The organism is Amnibacterium sp., assembly GCF_051956055.1.
Classification (GTDB): domain Bacteria; phylum Actinomycetota; class Actinomycetes; order Actinomycetales; family Microbacteriaceae; genus Amnibacterium.
The window spans coordinates 1-17636 of sequence record NZ_JBQCGC010000077.1; the positions used below are offsets into that span (position 1 = coordinate 1).

Annotated in this window: 20 protein-coding genes; 12 read left to right on the forward strand and 8 right to left on the reverse strand. The window is 73.8% G+C overall.

Features of this window, described 5'->3' with window-relative positions:
- Window positions 1-407 (reverse strand): ferritin-like fold-containing protein (locus ACTHLI_RS11315; protein ID WP_440183622.1); only part of this gene is annotated, 407 nt, incomplete at its 3' end.
- 159 nt (window positions 408-566) lie between these two features.
- Between ACTHLI_RS11315 and ACTHLI_RS11320 the strand changes: the two genes are divergently transcribed.
- A complete protein-coding gene (locus ACTHLI_RS11320; protein WP_440183624.1) occupies window positions 567-2030 on the forward strand; it encodes a DEAD/DEAH box helicase in 1464 nt (487 codons plus the stop codon).
- 149 nt (window positions 2031-2179) lie between these two features.
- Entirely contained in the window at window positions 2180-2842 is a 663-nt protein-coding gene (locus ACTHLI_RS11325; RefSeq protein ID WP_440183626.1) for a GNAT family N-acetyltransferase, read from the forward strand.
- Window positions 2843-2849: 7 nt separating this feature from the next.
- On the opposite strand, the gene ACTHLI_RS11330 is transcribed toward ACTHLI_RS11325, so the two are convergent.
- A complete protein-coding gene (locus tag ACTHLI_RS11330; RefSeq protein WP_440183627.1) occupies window positions 2850-3707 on the reverse strand; it encodes a PHP domain-containing protein in 858 nt (285 codons plus the stop codon).
- Between the two features lie 77 nt (window positions 3708-3784).
- Between ACTHLI_RS11330 and ACTHLI_RS11335 the strand changes: the two genes are divergently transcribed.
- From ACTHLI_RS11335 to ACTHLI_RS11345, 3 genes are read left to right on the forward strand one after another with little or no spacing between them, the layout of a single operon-like run.
- Window positions 3785-4798: an endonuclease/exonuclease/phosphatase family protein gene (locus tag ACTHLI_RS11335; RefSeq protein WP_440183629.1), complete on the forward strand. Its 1014-nt coding sequence runs from the start codon at window positions 3785-3787 to the stop codon at window positions 4796-4798.
- 40 nt (window positions 4799-4838) lie between these two features.
- On the forward strand, window positions 4839-5384 hold the full coding sequence (locus tag ACTHLI_RS11340; RefSeq protein ID WP_440183630.1) for a hypothetical protein: 546 nt from the start codon (window positions 4839-4841) through the stop codon (window positions 5382-5384).
- A 49-nt stretch (window positions 5385-5433) separates the two neighbouring features.
- The gene (locus ACTHLI_RS11345) at window positions 5434-6825 is read left to right on the forward strand and encodes an aminopeptidase P family protein (RefSeq protein WP_440183652.1); all 1392 of its coding nucleotides are present in this window, start codon (window positions 5434-5436) and stop codon (window positions 6823-6825) included.
- Between the two features lie 6 nt (window positions 6826-6831).
- Here ACTHLI_RS11345 and ACTHLI_RS11350 read toward each other — a convergent pair whose 3' ends face one another.
- Window positions 6832-7389, reverse strand: a complete 558-nt coding sequence (locus ACTHLI_RS11350) for a general stress protein (protein WP_440183631.1) — start codon at window positions 7387-7389, stop codon at window positions 6832-6834.
- Window positions 7390-7506: 117 nt separating this feature from the next.
- On the opposite strand from ACTHLI_RS11350, the gene ACTHLI_RS11355 reads away from it, so the two are divergent.
- The 4 genes from ACTHLI_RS11355 to ACTHLI_RS11370 all read left to right on the forward strand — a co-directional run bounded on the left by ACTHLI_RS11355 (window position 7507) and on the right by ACTHLI_RS11370 (window position 11646).
- Window positions 7507-8847, forward strand: a complete 1341-nt coding sequence (locus tag ACTHLI_RS11355) for a magnesium transporter MgtE N-terminal domain-containing protein (RefSeq protein WP_440183633.1) — start codon at window positions 7507-7509, stop codon at window positions 8845-8847.
- Window positions 8831-9406 (forward strand): DUF1003 domain-containing protein, encoded by a 576-nt coding sequence (locus ACTHLI_RS11360; RefSeq protein ID WP_440183635.1) that lies wholly within the window; start codon window positions 8831-8833, stop codon window positions 9404-9406. Before ACTHLI_RS11355 ends, ACTHLI_RS11360 begins: the two co-directional genes overlap by 17 nt.
- Window positions 9403-10512 (forward strand): Mrp/NBP35 family ATP-binding protein, encoded by a 1110-nt coding sequence (locus ACTHLI_RS11365; protein ID WP_440183637.1) that lies wholly within the window; start codon window positions 9403-9405, stop codon window positions 10510-10512. Before ACTHLI_RS11360 ends, ACTHLI_RS11365 begins: the two co-directional genes overlap by 4 nt.
- 234 nt (window positions 10513-10746) lie before the next feature.
- Window positions 10747-11646 (forward strand): LysR family transcriptional regulator, encoded by a 900-nt coding sequence (locus tag ACTHLI_RS11370; protein ID WP_440183639.1) that lies wholly within the window; start codon window positions 10747-10749, stop codon window positions 11644-11646.
- Between the two features lie 6 nt (window positions 11647-11652).
- On the opposite strand, the gene ACTHLI_RS11375 is transcribed toward ACTHLI_RS11370, so the two are convergent.
- Window positions 11653-12009, reverse strand: a complete 357-nt coding sequence (locus ACTHLI_RS11375; RefSeq protein ID WP_440183641.1) for a twin-arginine translocase TatA/TatE family subunit — start codon at window positions 12007-12009, stop codon at window positions 11653-11655.
- Between the two features lie 63 nt (window positions 12010-12072).
- On the opposite strand from ACTHLI_RS11375, the gene ACTHLI_RS11380 reads away from it, so the two are divergent.
- Window positions 12073-12699, forward strand: coding sequence for an O-methyltransferase (locus ACTHLI_RS11380; RefSeq protein WP_440183643.1), 627 nt, complete (start codon window positions 12073-12075; stop codon window positions 12697-12699).
- A 64-nt stretch (window positions 12700-12763) separates the two neighbouring features.
- Here the strand turns inward: ACTHLI_RS11380 and ACTHLI_RS11385 are convergent, their stop codons facing one another.
- The 3 genes from ACTHLI_RS11385 to dapE all read right to left on the reverse strand — a co-directional run bounded on the left by ACTHLI_RS11385 (window position 12764) and on the right by dapE (window position 15325).
- On the reverse strand, window positions 12764-12931 hold the full coding sequence (locus ACTHLI_RS11385) for a DUF3117 domain-containing protein (protein WP_096422594.1): 168 nt from the start codon (window positions 12929-12931) through the stop codon (window positions 12764-12766).
- 85 nt (window positions 12932-13016) lie between these two features.
- Window positions 13017-14267: a hypothetical protein gene (locus ACTHLI_RS11390; RefSeq protein WP_440183645.1), complete on the reverse strand. Its 1251-nt coding sequence runs from the start codon at window positions 14265-14267 to the stop codon at window positions 13017-13019.
- The gene (gene dapE / locus ACTHLI_RS11395) at window positions 14249-15325 is read right to left on the reverse strand and encodes a succinyl-diaminopimelate desuccinylase (protein WP_440183647.1); all 1077 of its coding nucleotides are present in this window, start codon (window positions 15323-15325) and stop codon (window positions 14249-14251) included. The genes ACTHLI_RS11390 and dapE overlap by 19 nt, the downstream gene beginning before the upstream one ends.
- Window positions 15326-15387: 62 nt before the next feature.
- On the opposite strand from dapE, the gene dapD reads away from it, so the two are divergent.
- Window positions 15388-16323, forward strand: a complete 936-nt coding sequence (dapD, locus tag ACTHLI_RS11400; protein ID WP_440183649.1) for a 2,3,4,5-tetrahydropyridine-2,6-dicarboxylate N-succinyltransferase — start codon at window positions 15388-15390, stop codon at window positions 16321-16323.
- Between the two features lie 173 nt (window positions 16324-16496).
- Window positions 16497-17423 carry a hypothetical protein gene (locus ACTHLI_RS11405; RefSeq protein ID WP_440183650.1) on the forward strand — a complete coding sequence of 309 codons (927 nt, stop codon included), beginning with the start codon at window positions 16497-16499 and terminating at the stop codon, window positions 17421-17423.
- Window positions 17424-17503: 80 nt separating this feature from the next.
- Here ACTHLI_RS11405 and ACTHLI_RS11410 read toward each other — a convergent pair.
- Window positions 17504-17636 (reverse strand): citrate/2-methylcitrate synthase (locus ACTHLI_RS11410; RefSeq protein WP_440183653.1); only part of this gene is annotated, 133 nt, incomplete at its 5' end.

Genomic DNA, 17636 nt, shown 5'->3' on the forward strand with positions numbered 1-17636 from the left:
CCCGCGAAGAAGTCGTCCAGGAGGCCGGCGGAGAGGTGCAGCGTCAGCACGGACTCGTGCCAGCCGGAGTCCGCGAGGCGACGGCGGTAGCGGTCGATGTCGGCGGTGAACGGGTGCATCGCCGCCGCCGAGGTGGTGCCCCTGGCCTCGATCAACGCGGAGAGCTCGGTGTGCTGCTCGAGCACGACCGCGGCCACGCGGGTGATCGCCTCCCGGTCCGCCAGATCGGTGGCGCGCCCGGCGACCGCGGAGGCCGACTCGAACAGCGCGAGCTTGAGGTACGCGATGCGGCCGAGGAGCGCGTCGGTGTCCGGCTTCAGGTCGCCGAGCGCGATCCGCACCACCTTGGGCGGGTCGCCCCGACGGCTTCTGGGCGCGGCGGGGCGCCGCCGTCCCGATCGGATCACCCGGCAAGCATATTGGCACCGGGTAGGATGCCGATCGGAGTCCGCCGTGGAGCGGACCCGCCGCGCCGGTCGAGATCTCGGCGCACCCCGCGCGATCCGTTCCGCGATCCGCGCCAGCACCGCGCGCTCCAGCGCGCCGAACGACAGGCAACGCTTCCTTTGACATTCGCAGAACTCGGCATCGACCAGGACATGGTCGACGTCCTCGCCGCGAAGGGCATCGTCGAGCCCTTCCCCATCCAGTCGCAGACCATCCCGCTCGGCCTCACCGGCCAGGACATCATCGGGCAGGCCAAGACGGGCACCGGCAAGACCCTCGGCTTCGGCCTGCCCATCATCCAGCGCCTCGGCCACGACCCGGAGCCCGGCGTCAAGGTCCTGGTCGTCGTCCCGACCCGCGAGCTGTGCGTCCAGGTCGCCGAGGACCTCGAGCTCGCCACCTCCGCCCGCCCGACCAAGGTCGCCGCGATCTACGGGGGCAAGGCCTACGAAGGCCAGATCGAGGCGCTCAAGGCGGGGGCGCAGATCGTCGTCGGCACCCCCGGTCGCCTGCTGGACCTGGCCGGCCAGCGCCTCATCTCCTTCGCCGACGTGCGCGAGATGGTGCTCGACGAGGCCGACAAGATGCTCGACCTCGGCTTCCTCCCGGACATCGAGAAGCTCTTCGCCCAGACGCCGGCGATCCGCCACACGATGCTGTTCTCGGCGACCATGCCGGGCGCGATCGTCGCGCTCGCCCGCCGCTTCATGAACCGCCCGGTGCACATCCGCGCGACCGACCCCGACGAGGGGCTGACGCAGGCGAACATCCGGCACGTCGTCTACCGCGCGCACGCGCTGGACAAGGACGAGGTCGTCGCCCGGATCCTCCAGGCGGAGGGGCGCGGCAAGACCGTGATCTTCACCCGCACGAAGCGCGCGGCCCCGCGCCTGCAGGAGGAGCTGACCGACCGCGGGTTCGCCGCGGCGGCCGTGCACGGCGACCTCGGGCAGGACCAGCGCGAGCGGGCCATGACGGCGTTCCGCACCGGGAAGAAGGACGTCCTCATCGCGACGGACGTCGCCGCCCGCGGCATCGACGTCGACGACGTCACGCACGTCATCAACCACACGATCCCGGAGGACGCCGACGCGTACCTGCACCGCGTGGGCAGGACCGGCCGCGCGGGGCGCACCGGCACCGCGGTCACCTTCGTGGACTGGGACGACCTGCACAAGTGGGCCCTCATCGACAAGGCGCTCGAGTTCGGCAAGCCGGAGCCGGTGGAGACGTACTCCTCGTCCCCGCACCTGTACGAGGAGCTCGGGATCCCCGCAGGGACCAAGGGACGGCTGCCGAAGGCGCCGACCGCGCACCCCGTCGCGGCCGAGGGCGGCGAGAGCGGCGACGCGAAGCCGGCCCGCTCCGGCTCGCGGTCGCGCTCCCGCTCGCGGACCCGGACGGGCGGGGAGCCGCAGGCGGCGGCAGAGACGCAGGCGCCCGCGGCGGAGGGGCACGCGGCGGAGGGGCACGAGGCCCACGAGGAGCACGTGCCGGGCTCCGGCACCCACGACGGCTCGGGCAAGCCCCGCCGTCGCCGTCGTCGCCGCGGCGGCGCACGCCCCGCGACCCCATCGGCCTGACCCGGACCGAGCGCTTGAGCAGGCCCGTTCCGCTCCGGCAGGCTCCGGTCGCCCCGTCGAGCCTGCTGGAGCGAGACGGGCCTGCCGACGTGCTCGCGCGCCGGGCGGGGTGGCCGCTGGAGGCGCGGCGCGGCCGATAGCCTCTTCGCATGCCGACCCCGTCCGACGTCGACATCTGGCCGCTCCTCGGCGTGCGCATCCTGGTGTCCGACATCGAGCTCGCCCCGATCGACGACCGCACCGCACTGGACCTGGGCCGGCTCGCCGCCGGCGGCATCCACGGCAACTTCCTCCCGTTCAACACGCCCTGGACGCGTGGCTCGGAGATCGACGTCGCCCGCAACGTGTACCGCTACCACTCGCGGCTGCGGCAGGAGATGTCGCCGGAGCGTTGGTCGCTCGAGTTCGCCGCGAAGCTCGACCACACGCTGATCGGCGTGCAGAGCCTCTCGTCCGAGCACTTCACCACCACCCGGTCCGCGGAGAGCGCCTCCTGGCTCGGCCACTCCTGGCAGGGCAAGGGCATCGGGACGCTCAACCGCATCGCGATCCTGACGCTGGCGTTCGACGGCCTCGGCGCGGACGAGGTCACCACGTCCGCCTGGGCCGACAACCTCGCGTCGAACGCGGTGACCCGGAAGCTCGGCTACGAGCCGAACGGGGAGGAGCGCCTCGACCGCGAGGGCACCGTCACCGTGCAGAAGCGGTTCCGCATGTCGCGGGCGATGTGGGACGCGCGCGGGCCGGAGCTGCGGCCGCACACCGAGATGGAGGGTGTGGACAAGCTGCGGGAGTGGCTCCAGATCGCCTGAGCGGCGGTCAGGGCAGGATCGGCGCGGAGCCGGTCGCCTGCGCCAGGATCGCCTCGACCACATCCGGCGCGGTCGTGCGCTCCCCGATCCGGTTCGGCTTACCCGAGCCGTGGTAGTCGCTCGATCCGGTGATCGGGAGGCCGAAGCGCCGGGCGAGCGCCGCGGCGACGGGCCCGCCCCCCGCCGTGTTCTCCGGGTGGTCCGCCTCGATGCCGAACAGGCCGGCGTCGACGAGCGCGGCGACCTCGTCCTCCGGGATCACCCACTCGGCCCGCGTCGCGCCGGGGTGCGCGAGCACCGGCACGCCGCCGGCGGCGCGGATGAGCGCGACCCCCTCGACCGGGGTCGGTGCGTAGTGGGGCTCGATGTAGCCGCGGCGCGGATGGAGGATGCCCGCGAACGCCGCGCTGCGGTCCGGCTCGATGCCGAGCGCGACGAGCGCGTCGGCGATGTGCGGGCGTCCCACCGTGGCGCCCGGCGCGGTCTGGTCGAGCACGTCGTCCCACGAGACCGGGTAGTCGACGGCGATCGCGTCCACGATCCGCCTCGCGCGATCGCGCCGCGCCCGGCGGATGCGGTCCGTCTCCGCGAGCAGCGCCGCGTCCTCCGGGTCGACCAGGTAGCCGAGCATGTGGACGCTGCGCCATCCACTGCGCGTCGAGAGCTCGACGCCGGGCAGGAGCCCGATGCCCGCCTCGCGTGCGGCGGCCGTCGCGGTCGCCCAGCCCGCGGTCGAGTCGTGGTCGGTGAGCGCGAGCCCGGCGAGGCCCGCGGCCGCCGCGGCGCGCACGACGTCCGACGGCGTCTCGGTGCCGTCCGACACCGTCGAGTGGGTGTGCAGATCGAACCGCCCGCGCACCGCCACGGAGCAATCGTAGGAGCGCCTCCGAGGCCCGCGAGCCGCGGAGGTGCGGCACGCGCCCGCACGTACCGTTGCCCTCCGTGCTCCGCCGGACCCTCGCCACGCTCGGCGCGCTCGTCCTCGCGGGCGCGCTCGCGCTCGCGGCGTGGCCGCAGCTGCTCGGCCTGCAGCGCGGGCCGGTGGCGGCGCTCGTCGTCTCGTTCCGCGGCGCGGAGGGGCTCGTCGCGCTCATCGCGGCCGTCGTGCTCACCCTGGTCGACTTCGTGCTGCACCGCCTCCGGCGCGGGATCGGCGTCGTCGCGCTCCTGCTCGTGGCCTTCGCGGTCGCGGAGGGGGGCGTGCTCGTCGTCCGCGGGATCGGTGCACCCGACGTGCCGACCGCGCAGCAGGACGACCTGACCGTGCTCAGCTGGAACACGCTCGGCGACTCCGTCTCCGCGCAGGAGATCGCGCGGGTCGCCGCCGAGAACCGCGCGACGGTGGTCGCGCTGCCCGAGACGACCGCGGACCGGGCGCGGCAGGTCGCGGGTCTGCTCGCGGGCCAGGGGCTGCGCTACACGGTGTTCACGGTCTCCCAGCAGGCCGGCATCCCGGCCAGGTCGACCTCCGTGCTCGTCGGCGCCGCGCTGGGGAGGTACCGGCGGGTCGCCTCGCTGGGCGACACGGCCGGCGTGCCGAGCGTGGTGCTCGACCCGGCGGGCGGCCAGAACGCCCCGCGGATCGTGGCCGTGCACACGACCGCGCCCTACGAACCGGACCCGGTGCACTGGCGGGCGGACCTGGCCTGGGCAGCGGCCCGCTGCTCCGGCCGGAACGTGCTCGTCGCGGGCGACTTCAACGCGACGCTCGACCATCTCGACGGGCTCGGCACCGGCGGCGGCCAGCTCCGCACCTGCCGGGACGGCGCGCTCGCGACGCGGAACGCGGGCGTCGGCACCTGGCCGACGAGCCTGCCCGCACTCGTCGGCACCCCGATCGATCACGTGCTGGCGACGCCGAACTGGCGGTTCACCGGGTTCCGGGTGCTCGCCGACGAGGACTCCTCCGGCAGCGACCACCGCCCGGTCCTCGCGCGCCTCCGCCCCGCGCGCTGAGCGCGTCGCCCCGGTCGGCGGGGTGTGATGGGATCGCGGGGTGAAGGTGGTCCAGCGGGGGTCGAACGACCCGGACGCGATGTTCGCGGTCGTGCTGCCGGGCAGCGGCTACCCGGCCCTCGCCCCGGTCCTCCACTGGCCCGCACGCCTGCTCGCGGCCGCGGGCTGGCGCCTCGCGGTCGTCGTCTGGAACCCGGAGACGGAGGGCGGCGACGATCCGGTGGCGTTCGTGCTGCGCGCGCTGCAGCAGGCGGCAGGGGACGCGCTGCCCGACCTGCTGCTCGCCAAGTCCCTCGGCACGCTCGCGGCGCCGTGGGCGGCGGAGCACGACGTCCCGGGCATCTGGCTGACGCCGCTGCTCGGCGAGCAGCCCGTGCTCGACGCCCTCCGCGGCATGGACGAGCGCTCCATCGCGGTCGGCGGCTCCCGGGACCGGCTGTGGCGCTCGGGTGCCCTGGACGACGCCGACATCGAGGTGCTGGAGGTGCCCGGCGCGGACCACGCCCTCGAGCTGCCGGACTGGCGCGCCTCCCTCGCCGCGCAGGCGCAGGTGTTCGAACGGCTCTCCGAGCACCTCGGCGCCTGACCGGCGCGAGGAGGAAGATGGGGGCATGGCGAGCGAACAGCAGGTCGAGATGCAGCCCTCGGAGCAGCGGGACGTGGAGCTGGAGACCGGCTCCGGGCGCACCGAGATCCCGAAGACGGACGCGTTCAAGCGGTACATCGCGAGCGGCTGGGCGGATCGGCCCGAGCACCTGCCGCCGGTCGCTCCCCTGGCCGCGGCCGCCGCGCCGCGGCGCGCGGCGCTCTCGGAGCGCTACCGGGGCACCCGCCTCGTCATCGAGGCGGGCGAGCCGAAGGTGCGCTCGAACGACACCGACTACCCGTACCGGGCGCACTCGGCGTTCAGCTGGCTGACCGGCTGGGGCGACGAGGCCGTCGCCGGCGCCGTGCTCGTGTTCGAGCCGGCCGGGGACGCGCACGACGTCGCGCTCTACTTCCAGCCGGCCGCGGGCCGCGACACGGACGAGTTCTACGCGAACGCCGCGATCGGCGAGTTCTGGGTCGGCCGGCGCCCGTCGCTCGCGGAGGTCGGCGCCTCCCTCGGCCTGGTGGCGCGCGACATCGCGGACCTGGAGCGCCGGGAGGGCGATCTCACCGTCGAGGACGAGGGCCTCGCGCGGGATCTCGCCGAGCTGCGACTCGTCAAGGACGACGCCGAACTCGCGGAGCTGCGCGCCGCGGTGGCGGCCACCAAGCAGGGGTTCGACGACGTGATCGCCGCCCTCCCCTGCATCACCGCCCACGAGCGCGGCGAGCGCGTGATCGAGGGCGTCTTCTTCACCCGCGCCCGCTCGGAGGGCAGCGACCTCGGCTACGGCACGATCGCCGCCTCCGGGCCGCACGCCTGCATCCTGCACTGGACCCGGAACGACGGGCCGGTCGTGCCCGGCGACCTCGTGCTCATCGACGCGGGCGTCGAGCTGCCGAGCCTGTACACCGCGGACATCACACGCACGCTGCCGGTGTCCGGCACCTTCAGCCCGGTGCAGCGGCGGATCTACGAGGCGGTGCTCGAGGCCGCCGACGCGGCGTTCGCGATCGTGAAGCCGGGCATCCGGTTCCGCGACGTGCACGCCGCCGCGATGGACGTCATCGCCCGCAGGACCGCGGAGTGGGGGCTGCCGCTGCTGCCCGCCGACCGGCTCGAGGGCGTCGAGCGGGCCGATCGCCGCTACATGGTGCACGGCACGAGCCACCACCTCGGGCTCGATGTCCACGACTGCGCCGCCGCCCGCCGCGAGCTCTACATGGACGGGGTCCTCGAGCCGGGCATGGTGTTCACGATCGAGCCGGGCCTCTACTTCCAGCCCGACGACCTCACCGTGCCGGAGGAGTTCCGCGGCATCGGCGTCCGCATCGAGGACGACGTCGTCGTCACCGCGGACGGCGTCGAGAACCTGTCCGCCGGGATCCCGCGCACCGCGGACGACGTCGAGGCGTGGATCGCCTCCCTGCAGGCCTGAGCCCGGTCAGGCGAGCGTGCCGCCCGTCGGGTCGGCGGGCGGCACGGGCGGCGGGGTGAACGCCTCGGTCACGCCGAGGATGTTGCGCGCCCGGTTCGCCACCTCCGGGTTCACCACGAGCGAGTAGGTGGAGGCGACCACCTGCATCACGCTGCTGAAGTCGCGGCGGTTCCGGGACACGGCGTAGGAGATGAGCCCGAAGACGATGCCGAACGCGAGGCCGAGCAGCACGGCGCCGAACAGGTAGCCGACGCCCGGGTTCGCGTTCGCGGGCGTGAAGATCGTGGTGACGAGGCCGAACAGCAGCCCGAGCCAGAGGCCGGAGGCGGCGCCGGCACCGGCCGCGCGCCCCCAGGAGAGACGGCCCGTGACCCGCTCGACGCTCTTCATGTCGTTCCCGACGATGGCGGCGGCCTGCACCGGGAAGCCCTCGCTCTCCGCGAGCTTGTCGACCGCGGACTGCGCCTGCTCGTACGTCGGGTAGGTCGCGATCACGTCGCCGGTGGGCAGCGTCGGGAAGGCGACCGGCCGCCCGCCGCCGAAGAGGCCCTGCGTGTTCGTCACGCAGAGAATCGTCCCATCATCCGCTGCACGGATCCATGGCTCGATCTTGGGGCGACCCATGAGATCCTTCTGCGTCCACCCGCGTGGTTCGCGGCCTCGGCGCCCTACCCTTGACCCGTGAGTACGACGCGCATCTTCGTGGCCCGCCTGGCGGGGTGCGGGGTGTTCGATCGCTCGGGCGACCGGCTCGGCCGCGTCCGCGACGTCGTCGTGGTGTACCGCAGGGCCGCAGCTCCCCGCGTGGTCGGCATGGTGGTCGAGATCCCCGGCCGGCGCCGCGTGTTCCTCTCCATCGGCCGCATCGTGTCGATCGGGGCGGGCCAGGTGATCACGACCGGGCTCATCAGCGTGCGCCGGTTCGAGCAGCGCGCCAGCGAGGTCCGGGTCGTGGCGGAGCTGCTCGGCCGCCGGGTGGCCCTGACGGACGGCTCGGGCGAGTCCACCGTCGAGGACGTCGCGATCGAGCAGGTCGGGCCCGCCGAGTGGGAGGTGGGCCAGGTCTTCGTGCGCCGTCCGCGGACCGGTCCCGCGCCGTTCGGGCGCGGCGCGACGGCGTTCGTGAAGTGGAGCGACATCCGCGAGCAGGACAGCGGAGGTCGCAGCCAGTCGGCCGCGCAGCTCATCCAGTCGACCGCGGACCTGCCCGCCGCGGACCTCGCCTCCACCCTCCTGGACCTGCCCGAGCAGCGGATGCTCGAGGTCGCCGACGAGCTGACCGACCAGCGGCTGGCGGACGTCCTCGAGGAGATGCCGGAGGAGTCCGGGATCAAGATCCTCGCCCGCCTCGGCGACGACCGTGCCGCGGACGTCCTCGAGGAGATGCAGCCGGACGACGCCGCCGACCTCATCGCGAAGCTGCCGGACGAGCGCAGCGAGACGCTCCTCGACCTGATGGAGTCGGAGGAGGCCGACGACGTGCGGATGCTGCTCGCCTACGACCCCGACACGGCGGGCGGCATGATGACGCCCGACCCGATCATCGTCTCGGCGGATGCGACCGTCGCGGAGGGGCTCGCGCTCATCCGGCGGCACGAGCTCGCGCCTGCCCTCGGTGCCGCGGTCTGCGTCACGCAGCCGCCGTACGAGCCGCCGACGGGCCGGTTCCTCGGCATCGTGCACTTCCAGCGCATGCTGCGGTACCCGCCGCACGAGAAGCTCGGCAGCATCCTCGATACGCAGACCGAGCCGGTGCAGGCGAACACCTCCGTGGCGGAGGTCTCCCGGATCCTCGCGAGCTACAACCTGGTGCAGGTGCCCGTGGTGGACGAGAACCACCGCCTGGTCGGCGTGGTGACCGTCGACGACGTGCTCGACCGCCTGCTGCCGGACGACTGGCGCTCGGCCGACAGCGAGGACGACGAGGCCGTGATGCCCAGGGTGACCACCGACACGTCCGCCATCACGACCGTCCCGCAGCGCATCCCGTCGAGGAGGAGCCCCCGTGGCCGCGCCAGGTAGCCGCAGGGGGCGGCGCGACATCGACCCGCTGGAGGAGCCGAAGGGCCTCGCGCGGGGCAGGAGGCACCGCACGGGCCGGGACGTGTTCGGGCGGTTCTCGGAGGCGTTCGCTCGCGGGATGGGCACGTCGGGGTTCCTGATCGGGCTGACCGTGTTCGTGGTCGTCTGGCTCGCCTGGAACACCTTCCTCCCGCAGGCGGCGCAGTTCGATCCGCGGGCGACGAACTTCACCCTGCTCACGCTGCTGCTCTCCCTCCAGGCGTCCTACGCGGCGCCGCTGATCCTCCTCGCGCAGAACCGGCAGGACGACCGCGACCGCGTGCAGGTCGAGCAGGACCGGCAGCGCGCGGAGCGGAACCTCGACGACACCGAGTACCTGGCCCGCGAGATCGTCGCGCTGCGGCTGCTCGTCCGCGACATGGCGTCGCAGGACTTCGTCCGCGGTGAGCTGAAGGCGCTGCTCGAGGAGCTCGACCGCAGGGAGACGGCCCGTGCGCTCCCCGCGGAGGCCGGCGAGCCCCCGCTGCGCGACCCGGACCGCAGGACCGCCCTCCCGTGAGCGCCGCCGACGCGGTCCGCGCCGCCGTCGGGGCCGTGCGCGACCCCGAGATCCGCCGGCCGATCGCGGAGCTCGACATGCTCGACGACGTGGCGGTGCAGGACGGCGTCGCCGACGTCGCGCTCAGCCTGACCGTGGTGGGCTGCCCGGCCGCCGACCGCATCGAGCGGGAGGTGCGGGCGGCCGCCGCCGGCGTGCCCGGGATCCGGGAGGCGCGCGTCCGGCTCGGAGTGATGACGCCGGAGCGCCGAGCGGCGCTGTCCGAGCGCCTGCGGGGCGAGCGGGTCAACCCCTTCGGTGCGGAGTCGCTGACGCGGGTGCTCGCCGTCACGAGCGGCAAGGGCGGGGTCGGCAAGTCGACCGTCACCGCGAACCTCGCCGTGGCACTCGCCCGCGCGGGGCTCGCGGTGGGCGTGCTGGACGCGGACGTGCACGGGTTCTCGATCCCCGGCCTGCTGGGCATCCCGCCGGGCACGAGCCCGGTCGACCTCGACGGGCTCATCGTGCCGCCCGTCGCGTACGGGGTGAAGGCCGTGTCGATCGGCATGTTCCTCCCGCCGTCGGAACGCGACGGGGCGGTGGCGTGGCGCGGCCCCATGCTGCACCGCACGCTGAACCAGTTCCTCACCGACGTGCACTTCGGCGCCATCGACGTGCTGCTGGTGGACACCCCGCCGGGCACCGGTGACGTCGCGATCTCGCTCGGGCAGCTGCTGCCGTCGGCCGAGGTGCTCGTGGTCACGACCCCGCAACCGGCCGCGTCCGATGTCGCGGTCCGCTCCGGGCTCGTCGCGCGCCGGCTCGGTCAGCGCGTGATCGGCGTCGTCGAGACGATGTCGCCCGCGGTGCTGCCGGACGGCACGGTGCTCGACGTGTTCGGCAGCGGGGGCGGCGCGGCCGTCGCGGACCGGCTCGGCGTCCCGCTGCTCGCCGAGATCCCGCTGTCGAGCGCGCTCCGGCGCGCCGGTGACGAGGGGACGCCCGTCGTGCTCGGCGGGGACGACGGCGCCGCCGTGGCGCTCGAGGCGCTCGCGGCGGCGATCGGCGGGATGGGCAGGGACCTCACCGGCAGGCGGCTGCCGATCTCGGTCCCGTCCCGTCAGTGACGCGCGCGGACGGCGCGGTAGCCGTCGGTGCGCACCGCGACGGCGGTGGCGCCGATGCCCCAGACGCTGAGGACGGCGACGAGGACGAGTAGGACGGTCATTGCGGTTCGCCTTTCACATGCGGGGGGTCGACGGACCCTCGAGGAGCAGTGAACCGCGCCGCACTCTGTAGGACAAGCGAATTGTTCTGCAATCGTGATTCAGTTCTCCTTCACGATAGGACAGGATGGTGATGTGGACGTCGGCCGGCTCGAGGTGCTCCGCGAGCTGAAGCTGCGCGGCAGCGTGACCGCCGTCGCCCAGGCCACGCACCGCACGCCCTCCGCCGTGTCGCAGCAGCTGAAGACCCTCGAGCGCGAGGTCGGCGCACCGCTCACCGAACGCGACGGCCGCGGCCTCGTGCTGACCCCGGCGGGCGACGCGCTCGCCCGCGCCGCCGCGGACGTCGTCGTCGCGCTCGCGCGCGCCGAGGAGACCTGGCGCAGCTACCTCGGGAGCCCGGAGGGGCGGGTCGACCTCGCGACGTTCCCGACGGGCGGCCGCATGTTCCTCCCTCCGCTCCTCCAGGCGGCGCGGGCGACCCCGGGGCTCGAGATCGTCGCGACGGACGTGGACCCCGTCCGCGCGGACTTCGCGGCGATCGTGCCCGACTACGACGTCGTGCTCGCCCACGCGGTCGGTCCGGCGCCGTCGTGGGACGACCCCGATCTGCTCAGCGTGCGGCTCGTCGACGAGCCGCTCGACGTCGCGCTGCCGGTCGGTCATCCGCTCGCCGAGCGGGAGGAGGTCACCCCGGCCGAGATCGCCGGCGACCCCTGGATCGGCGTGCCGGAGGAGTTCCCCTACGAACGCCTGCTGCAGGAGATCGAGCGCGTCGCGGGCTCGGCACTGCGGATCGTGCAGCGCTTCTCCGACACCCGGGTCACCGAGTCGCTGGTCGCGGCGGGGGTAGGGCTCGCGGTGCTGCCCCGGTTCACCTCAGGCGGCGAGGGCTCCGGCGTGGTGCTGCGCCCGCTCGCGCAGCTGGCGCCGACGAGACGGATCGCGGCGCTGCTGCGGCGGGAGACGGCCGAGCGGCCGAGCGTCCGCCTCGTCCTCGAGACGCTGCGGTCGATCGCCGCGGACCTCTGCTGACGGGCGTCAGGTCGCCTCGTCGTCGAAGACGGCCGGCTCGGAGCGGGAGCGGACCGGCTGGACAACCGGCTCGGGCTCCGGCTCAGGATCCGGCTCGTGCCGACGGGGCTCGGGCGGCTCGAGCAGGGCGTCGCGGATGATGCGCCGCGGGTCGTACTGCCGGGGATCGAGCTTGCGCCACTCCTCCTCGTCGAAGTCGGGACCCAGCTCCTCGCGGACCCGCTCCTTCGCGTCGTCGAGCATCCCGCGCGCCGCCCGGACGAATCGGCCGAGACGGGCCGCGTAGTCCGGCAGCTTCTCGGGCCCGACCAGGAAGAGGGCGATCACGGCGATCACCAGCAGCTTCTCGAAGCCCAGGCCCATCGGGCCAGCGTAGATCACGTGGCGGTCGGGGAGGGGCCGCGCTAGCCGCATAGGCTGGTTCGGATGCCAGAGCCCGCCGCCGATCAGGCCTTCGCCGACGCATTCGTGCCCGAGGACGAGGCCGTCGAGGACGCCAGGGAGGCCGCCCACCAGTTCGGGATCGATGCCGTCTCGCCCGCGGTCGGCGCAGCGCTGGCGCTCGCCGCAGCCGCGCGCCCCGCCGGCTCGATCGTCGAGATCGGCACGGGCGCTGGCGTGTCGGGGCTCTGGCTGCTCAAGGGGGCACCCGATGCGGTGCTCACCACCATCGACGAGGACCTCGACGTGCATCAGGTCGCGCGCGCGATCTTCCAGAGGGCCGGCCACCCCGCTCGCCGGACCCGGCTGATCACGGGACCCGCTGACGAGGTGCTGCCGCGGATGAACGAGGGCGCGTACGACCTCGTGTTCGTCGATGCCGGCTGGGAGTCGGTGCGGGCGCACGTCGACGGGGCCCTCCGGCTGGTCCGCCCGGGGGGCTCGGTGCTCGTCGCGCACGTGCTCCAGCGCGGCCGCACCGCCGATCCGGTGCTGCGCGACCCGGAGACGGTCACCTACCGGGAGCTGCTCCGCGACGTGCGCGAGCGCACGGATCTGCTCGCCGGGCTGTCGACCGTCGGCGACGGGCTGCTGCACGTCGTGCGCCGCTGACCGGATCCGGCGGGGAGACGGAGCGGGCGCCGCATGTGCGGCGCCCGCTCCGTCGAAAGGATGCTCAGCTGATGGCTGCCGACAGCGCGTCGCGCAGCTCGGTCGCCTCCGCGTCGTTCACGGAGACCACGAGCCGGCCTCCGCCTTCGAGCGGGACGCGCACGATGATGAGGCGCCCCTCCTTGACGGCTTCCATGGGCCCGTCGCCCGTGCGGGGTTTCATCGCCGCCATGCGAGACACCTTCCTCTGGTGAAGTCTTCGACCAGTATCCCACCCGGGACCGCCACTCCCAAAACGCGCGCAGCCGACTCCCTGATCAGGGCACGGTCCAGTAGTCCTGGACAGGCCCGTAGCAGACCCAGAGCCACAGCGCCTGAAGGGCCGCCGAGACCACGAGCAACGCGATCCGCGCCGGCGTGGACCGCGGCACGACGGCGCCCGCGAGCGGCGCCATCGGCATCAGCAGCCGGAACACGCTCGACTGCGGGAAGAAGACCGCGAGCAGGTACAGCGCGTACGAGGCGGCCCACAACCGCACGACGGCCCCGAGACGACGGGCCGACGGGGACAGCAGCAGCGCGGTGAACGCAGCGAGGAGCAGGACCAGGAACACGGGCGCGACCCAGGCCGCGGCGCCCGGGCCCACGACCTTCGTCGCCCAGAAGTCCGCGGCGAACAGCCACGGCTGGAAGAACGTGATCGACGCATCCGGCATCCACAGGGCGCGCCACGCCGACTCCGTCGCGAAGTAGGCGTCGGCGCGGCCGGTGGCCACGCCGGCGATCCCGCTCCACGCGAATCCCGCGATCACGCAGGACCCTGCGAGCAGGACGCCGGAGAGCAGCTCCCGAGCAGGGACGGCTGGGCCTCCTCGGCGGGCGCGCACGATCCGGACGGCGAACAGGAGGCCGACGGCGAGCCCGAGCGCGAGCACGCCCGGCCGGGTGAACGCGAACAGGAGCGCGACCGGGATCGCGGTGAGGTACCGGCCGCGATCGACGAGCAGCAGGGCCGCGAGGAGGAGCAGCAGGCCGAGCGACTCCGCGTACGTCGTCTGGAACATGAACGCCAGCGGCGAGACCGAGAACAGCGCCGTCGCGAACAGCGCGGGCCCGCGGCCGATCCGCGGCAGCAGGAGGGCCGCGAGGAGCACCGCCGCGCCGAAGCCCGCGGCGATGCTCACCGCGAGCGCCGGGATGCGCCAGTCGAGGACGCCGAAGGTGAGGGCCTTCGCGAGGTACGGGTAGACGGGCAGGAACGCCCACTGGTTCGTGTCCACCGCACCGGAGGCGGTGAGCGGCAGCACGTGCGGATAACCGTTCACCGCGATGAACCAGTACCACTGGCCGTCCCACGCGCTCGCGAGATCGAGCAGGCTGGGGTGGGCACCCGCCCGGGAGTGCGGGGTGGCCTGCGCCTGCACCCAGACGAAGAGCAGGGTCGTCAGGACGCGGGAGGCCGCGAAGATCGCGAGCGCCGCACCCCACCAGGGCAGGCGGGCGGCGAGCGGTTCGGCGGCCTCGGTGACCGGCGGCGGCGCCGTCCGGGTCATGTGCCCGACAGCCACGCTCGCAGGCCGGCCTCGACCGCGTGGATCTGCGCGACCGGGACGGACTCGTCGTCGGTGTGCGCCTTGAGCGGGTCGCCCGGGCCGTAGTTGACGGCCGGGACGCCGATCCGCGAGAACCGGGCGACGTCGGTCCAGCCGTACTTGGGTCGCGGTTCGCCGCCCACCGCCTCCACGAACGCCCGGGCGACGGGCACGTCGCGCCCCGGGCGCGCGCCGGCGGCGAGGTCGACGACCGTGACCTCGAACCCGGCGAAGACCTCCTCCACGTGGCGCACCGCCTCCTCCGCCGTCCGGGACGGGGCGAAGCGGTGGTTCACCTGCACCACGCACTCGTCGGGGATGACGTTCCCCGCGATCCCGCCGTGGATCGTCACGGCGTTCAGGCCCTCGCGATAGACCAGTCCGTCCACCTCGACGCTCTGCGCCTCGTACGCAGCGAGCCGCTCGAGGATCGGCGCCGCGCGGTGGATGGCGTTCTCGCCGACCCAGGACCTCGCCGAGTGCGCCCGGCGTCCCCTGGTGCGGATCTCGGCGCGCAGGTTCCCGTTGCAGCCGCCCTCGATGCCGGCCGCGGTCGGCTCACCGAGGATCGCGAAGTCCGCCACGAGCTCCTCCGGGTGCTCGCGCAGGAGGCGGTGCAGCCCGTTCAGGTCGTCCGAGACCTCCTCGTGGTCGTACCAGATCCAGGTCACGTCGGGCACGGGGGCGTCGAGCTCGGCGGCGAGCTTCAGCTGCACGGCGACGCCGGCCTTCATGTCGACGGTGCCGCGCCCGACGAGGCGGCGTTCGCCGTCGACCTCCTCGAAGCGCGTGGGGAGGTTCGCCGCGACGGGCACCGTGTCGATGTGCCCCGCGATCGCGACCCGCGTCGGGCGCCCGAGCTCGGTGCGCGCGACCACCGTGTCGCCGTAGCGGCGCACGACGAGGTGCGGCACGGCGCGCACGGCGTCCTCGATCAGGTCCGCGAGCCGGGCCTCGTTCCCGGACACGCTCTCCACGTCGCAGATCGCCTGCGTGAGCAGCGCGGCGTCCGCGGTCAGATCCAGGCCGGGCACGCGCACCAGCGTACCGAGCGCCCCCGTCGGGCTCGGTCGCGCGGCCTGGATAGCCTGGTCCGATGAGCGATCCGCAGCGGACCGGGTGGGGCCACGGGCTGGCGACGCGGGCGAAGGACGGCACCGTGCTCGACGTGTGGTTCCCCTCCCCCGCCCTCGGCGTCGCGCCGGAGGCGGACCCGCCCCGCTCGCTGGAGGCGGAGGAGCACATCGACGAGACGCGGCGCGTCCGCATCGAGGCGGTCACCGTCGAGTCGGATCTGGACGCTCCGGTCGCCTCGACGGCCGACGCCTACCTCCGGCTGCACCTCCTGTCCCACCTGCTCGTCGCCCCGAACTCGATCTCCCTCGACGGGCTGATGGCGCAGCTGCCGATCAACGCGTGGACCGCGCGCGGCCCCATGGCGCCGCGGGATGCCGCGCGCAGGCGGCCGATGCTGCAGCGGGCCGGGCTGCAGGTCACGGGGCTCGACCGCTTCCCCCGGCTCACCGACTACGTGCTGCCGGACCGGGTGCGGATCGCGGACGCCGCCACCGTGCGGCTCGGCGCGCACCTCGCACCGGGCACGGTCGTCATGCACGCGGGGTTCGTCAACTTCAACGCGGGCACGCTCGGCACCTCGATGGTCGAGGGACGCATCAGCCAGGGCGTGGTGGTCGGCGACGGCTCCGACATCGGGGGCGGCGCGTCGATCATGGGCACGCTGTCGGGCGGCGGCACGCAGCGCGTCGCGATCGGCCGGCGCTCCCTGCTCGGCGCGAACGCCGGGCTCGGCATCGCGATCGGGGACGACTGCGTCGTCGAGGCCGGGCTGTACCTCACGGCCGGCACGAAGCTCGTCATCCGGGTCCCCGACGAGGAGCCGCGGGTCGTGAAGGCGGTCGAGCTCTCCGGGCAGGACGCCTGGCTGTTCCGCCGCAACAGCCTGACGGGCGAGGCGGAGGCGCTCCCCCGCACGGGCCCGGGCATCGCCCTGAACCCGGCCCTCCACGCCTGACCCCGGCTCTCCGGGCGTGATCTCGCTGTTCGGGCTTCCCGGGACGCCCGAGTTGCGAGATCACGCCCGGTCGAGGCCGGTGAGGCGCGGATCCGTTCCTCCACAGGGCTGATCTCCGTGCTCCTCCGGGATCGCCGCCCCGCGTCGCGGCAGCAGACGCCACGATCCCGACCATGCACGCCATCCGCGGCACGGAATCACTGCTTCTCGTGCGCCACCGCAACCACACCGGCCTGAGTTCGAGCGCGTTGAACCGCCTCGCCGCACGCGGTGAGCTCACCTCGCTGCGGAGCGGCGCGTTCGTGCGGACCGCGGTATGGAACGCCCTGTCCTCGGACGAGCGGATCCGGCTGGAGGTCGCGGCGGCCGCCGCCGTCCACCGCGGTTCCTTCACCGCCACGCACCGGAGTTCCGCGGCGCTCTGGGGCGTGCCCCGGATCCGGCGCCACGACGGACTCGTGCATCAGCGGGTCTCCGCGTCGACCGGCACCCGGACCGAAGCCGGCATCAGGAAGCACGCCGTCGCGGACACGGAGCTGCACCTGGCCGAGATCGCGGGCATCGTCACGACGAACCTCGAGCGAACCGTGCTGGACCTGGCCGCGACCGAACCGTTCGCCGCGGCGGTGACCGCCGCGGACTGGGCGCTCCGGCACCACACCACCAAGGATCGCCTGGTCGCGACGCTGGAGGAGTGGAGCCCGACCCGCGGCCGCGCACGCATCGAGCGGGTGATCGCGTTCGCCGACGGCAGGTCGGGAGGGCCCGGCGAATCCGTGAGTCGCGTGCAGATCCACGAGTGCGGCCTGACGCCTCCGGTGCTCCAGCAGCGGTTCGACGACGAGATGGGGCTCATCGGGTTCGTCGACTTCTTCTGGCCGGACTTCGACGTGATCGGCGAGTTCGACGGACTCGTGAAGTACCGGAAGCCCGAGTTCATGAACGGGCGCACCGACTCGGAGGTCGTCGTCGACGAGAAGCGACGCGAGGACCGCCTGCGCGCGCTGCCGCAGGATCCGACGGTCTCGCGGTGGATCTGGGCGACGCTGCGCCCGGTCGGACAGCTGGAGTCGCAGCTCCGGAGGGTCGGTGTCCGGTGAACGGGCGTGATCTCGCAGATCGGGCGTTACGGAACGCCCGGATTGCAAGATCACGCCCGGAATCCTCCGGGCGGCGGAGGTCAGCGGGAGAGGTGGCGCTCCGTCGGGCCCACGTAGAGCTGCTGCGGGCGGCCGATCTTCGTCGCCGGATCCGCGTTCGCCTCGCGCCAGTGCGCGATCCAGCCCGGGAGGCGGCCGATCGCGAACAGGACC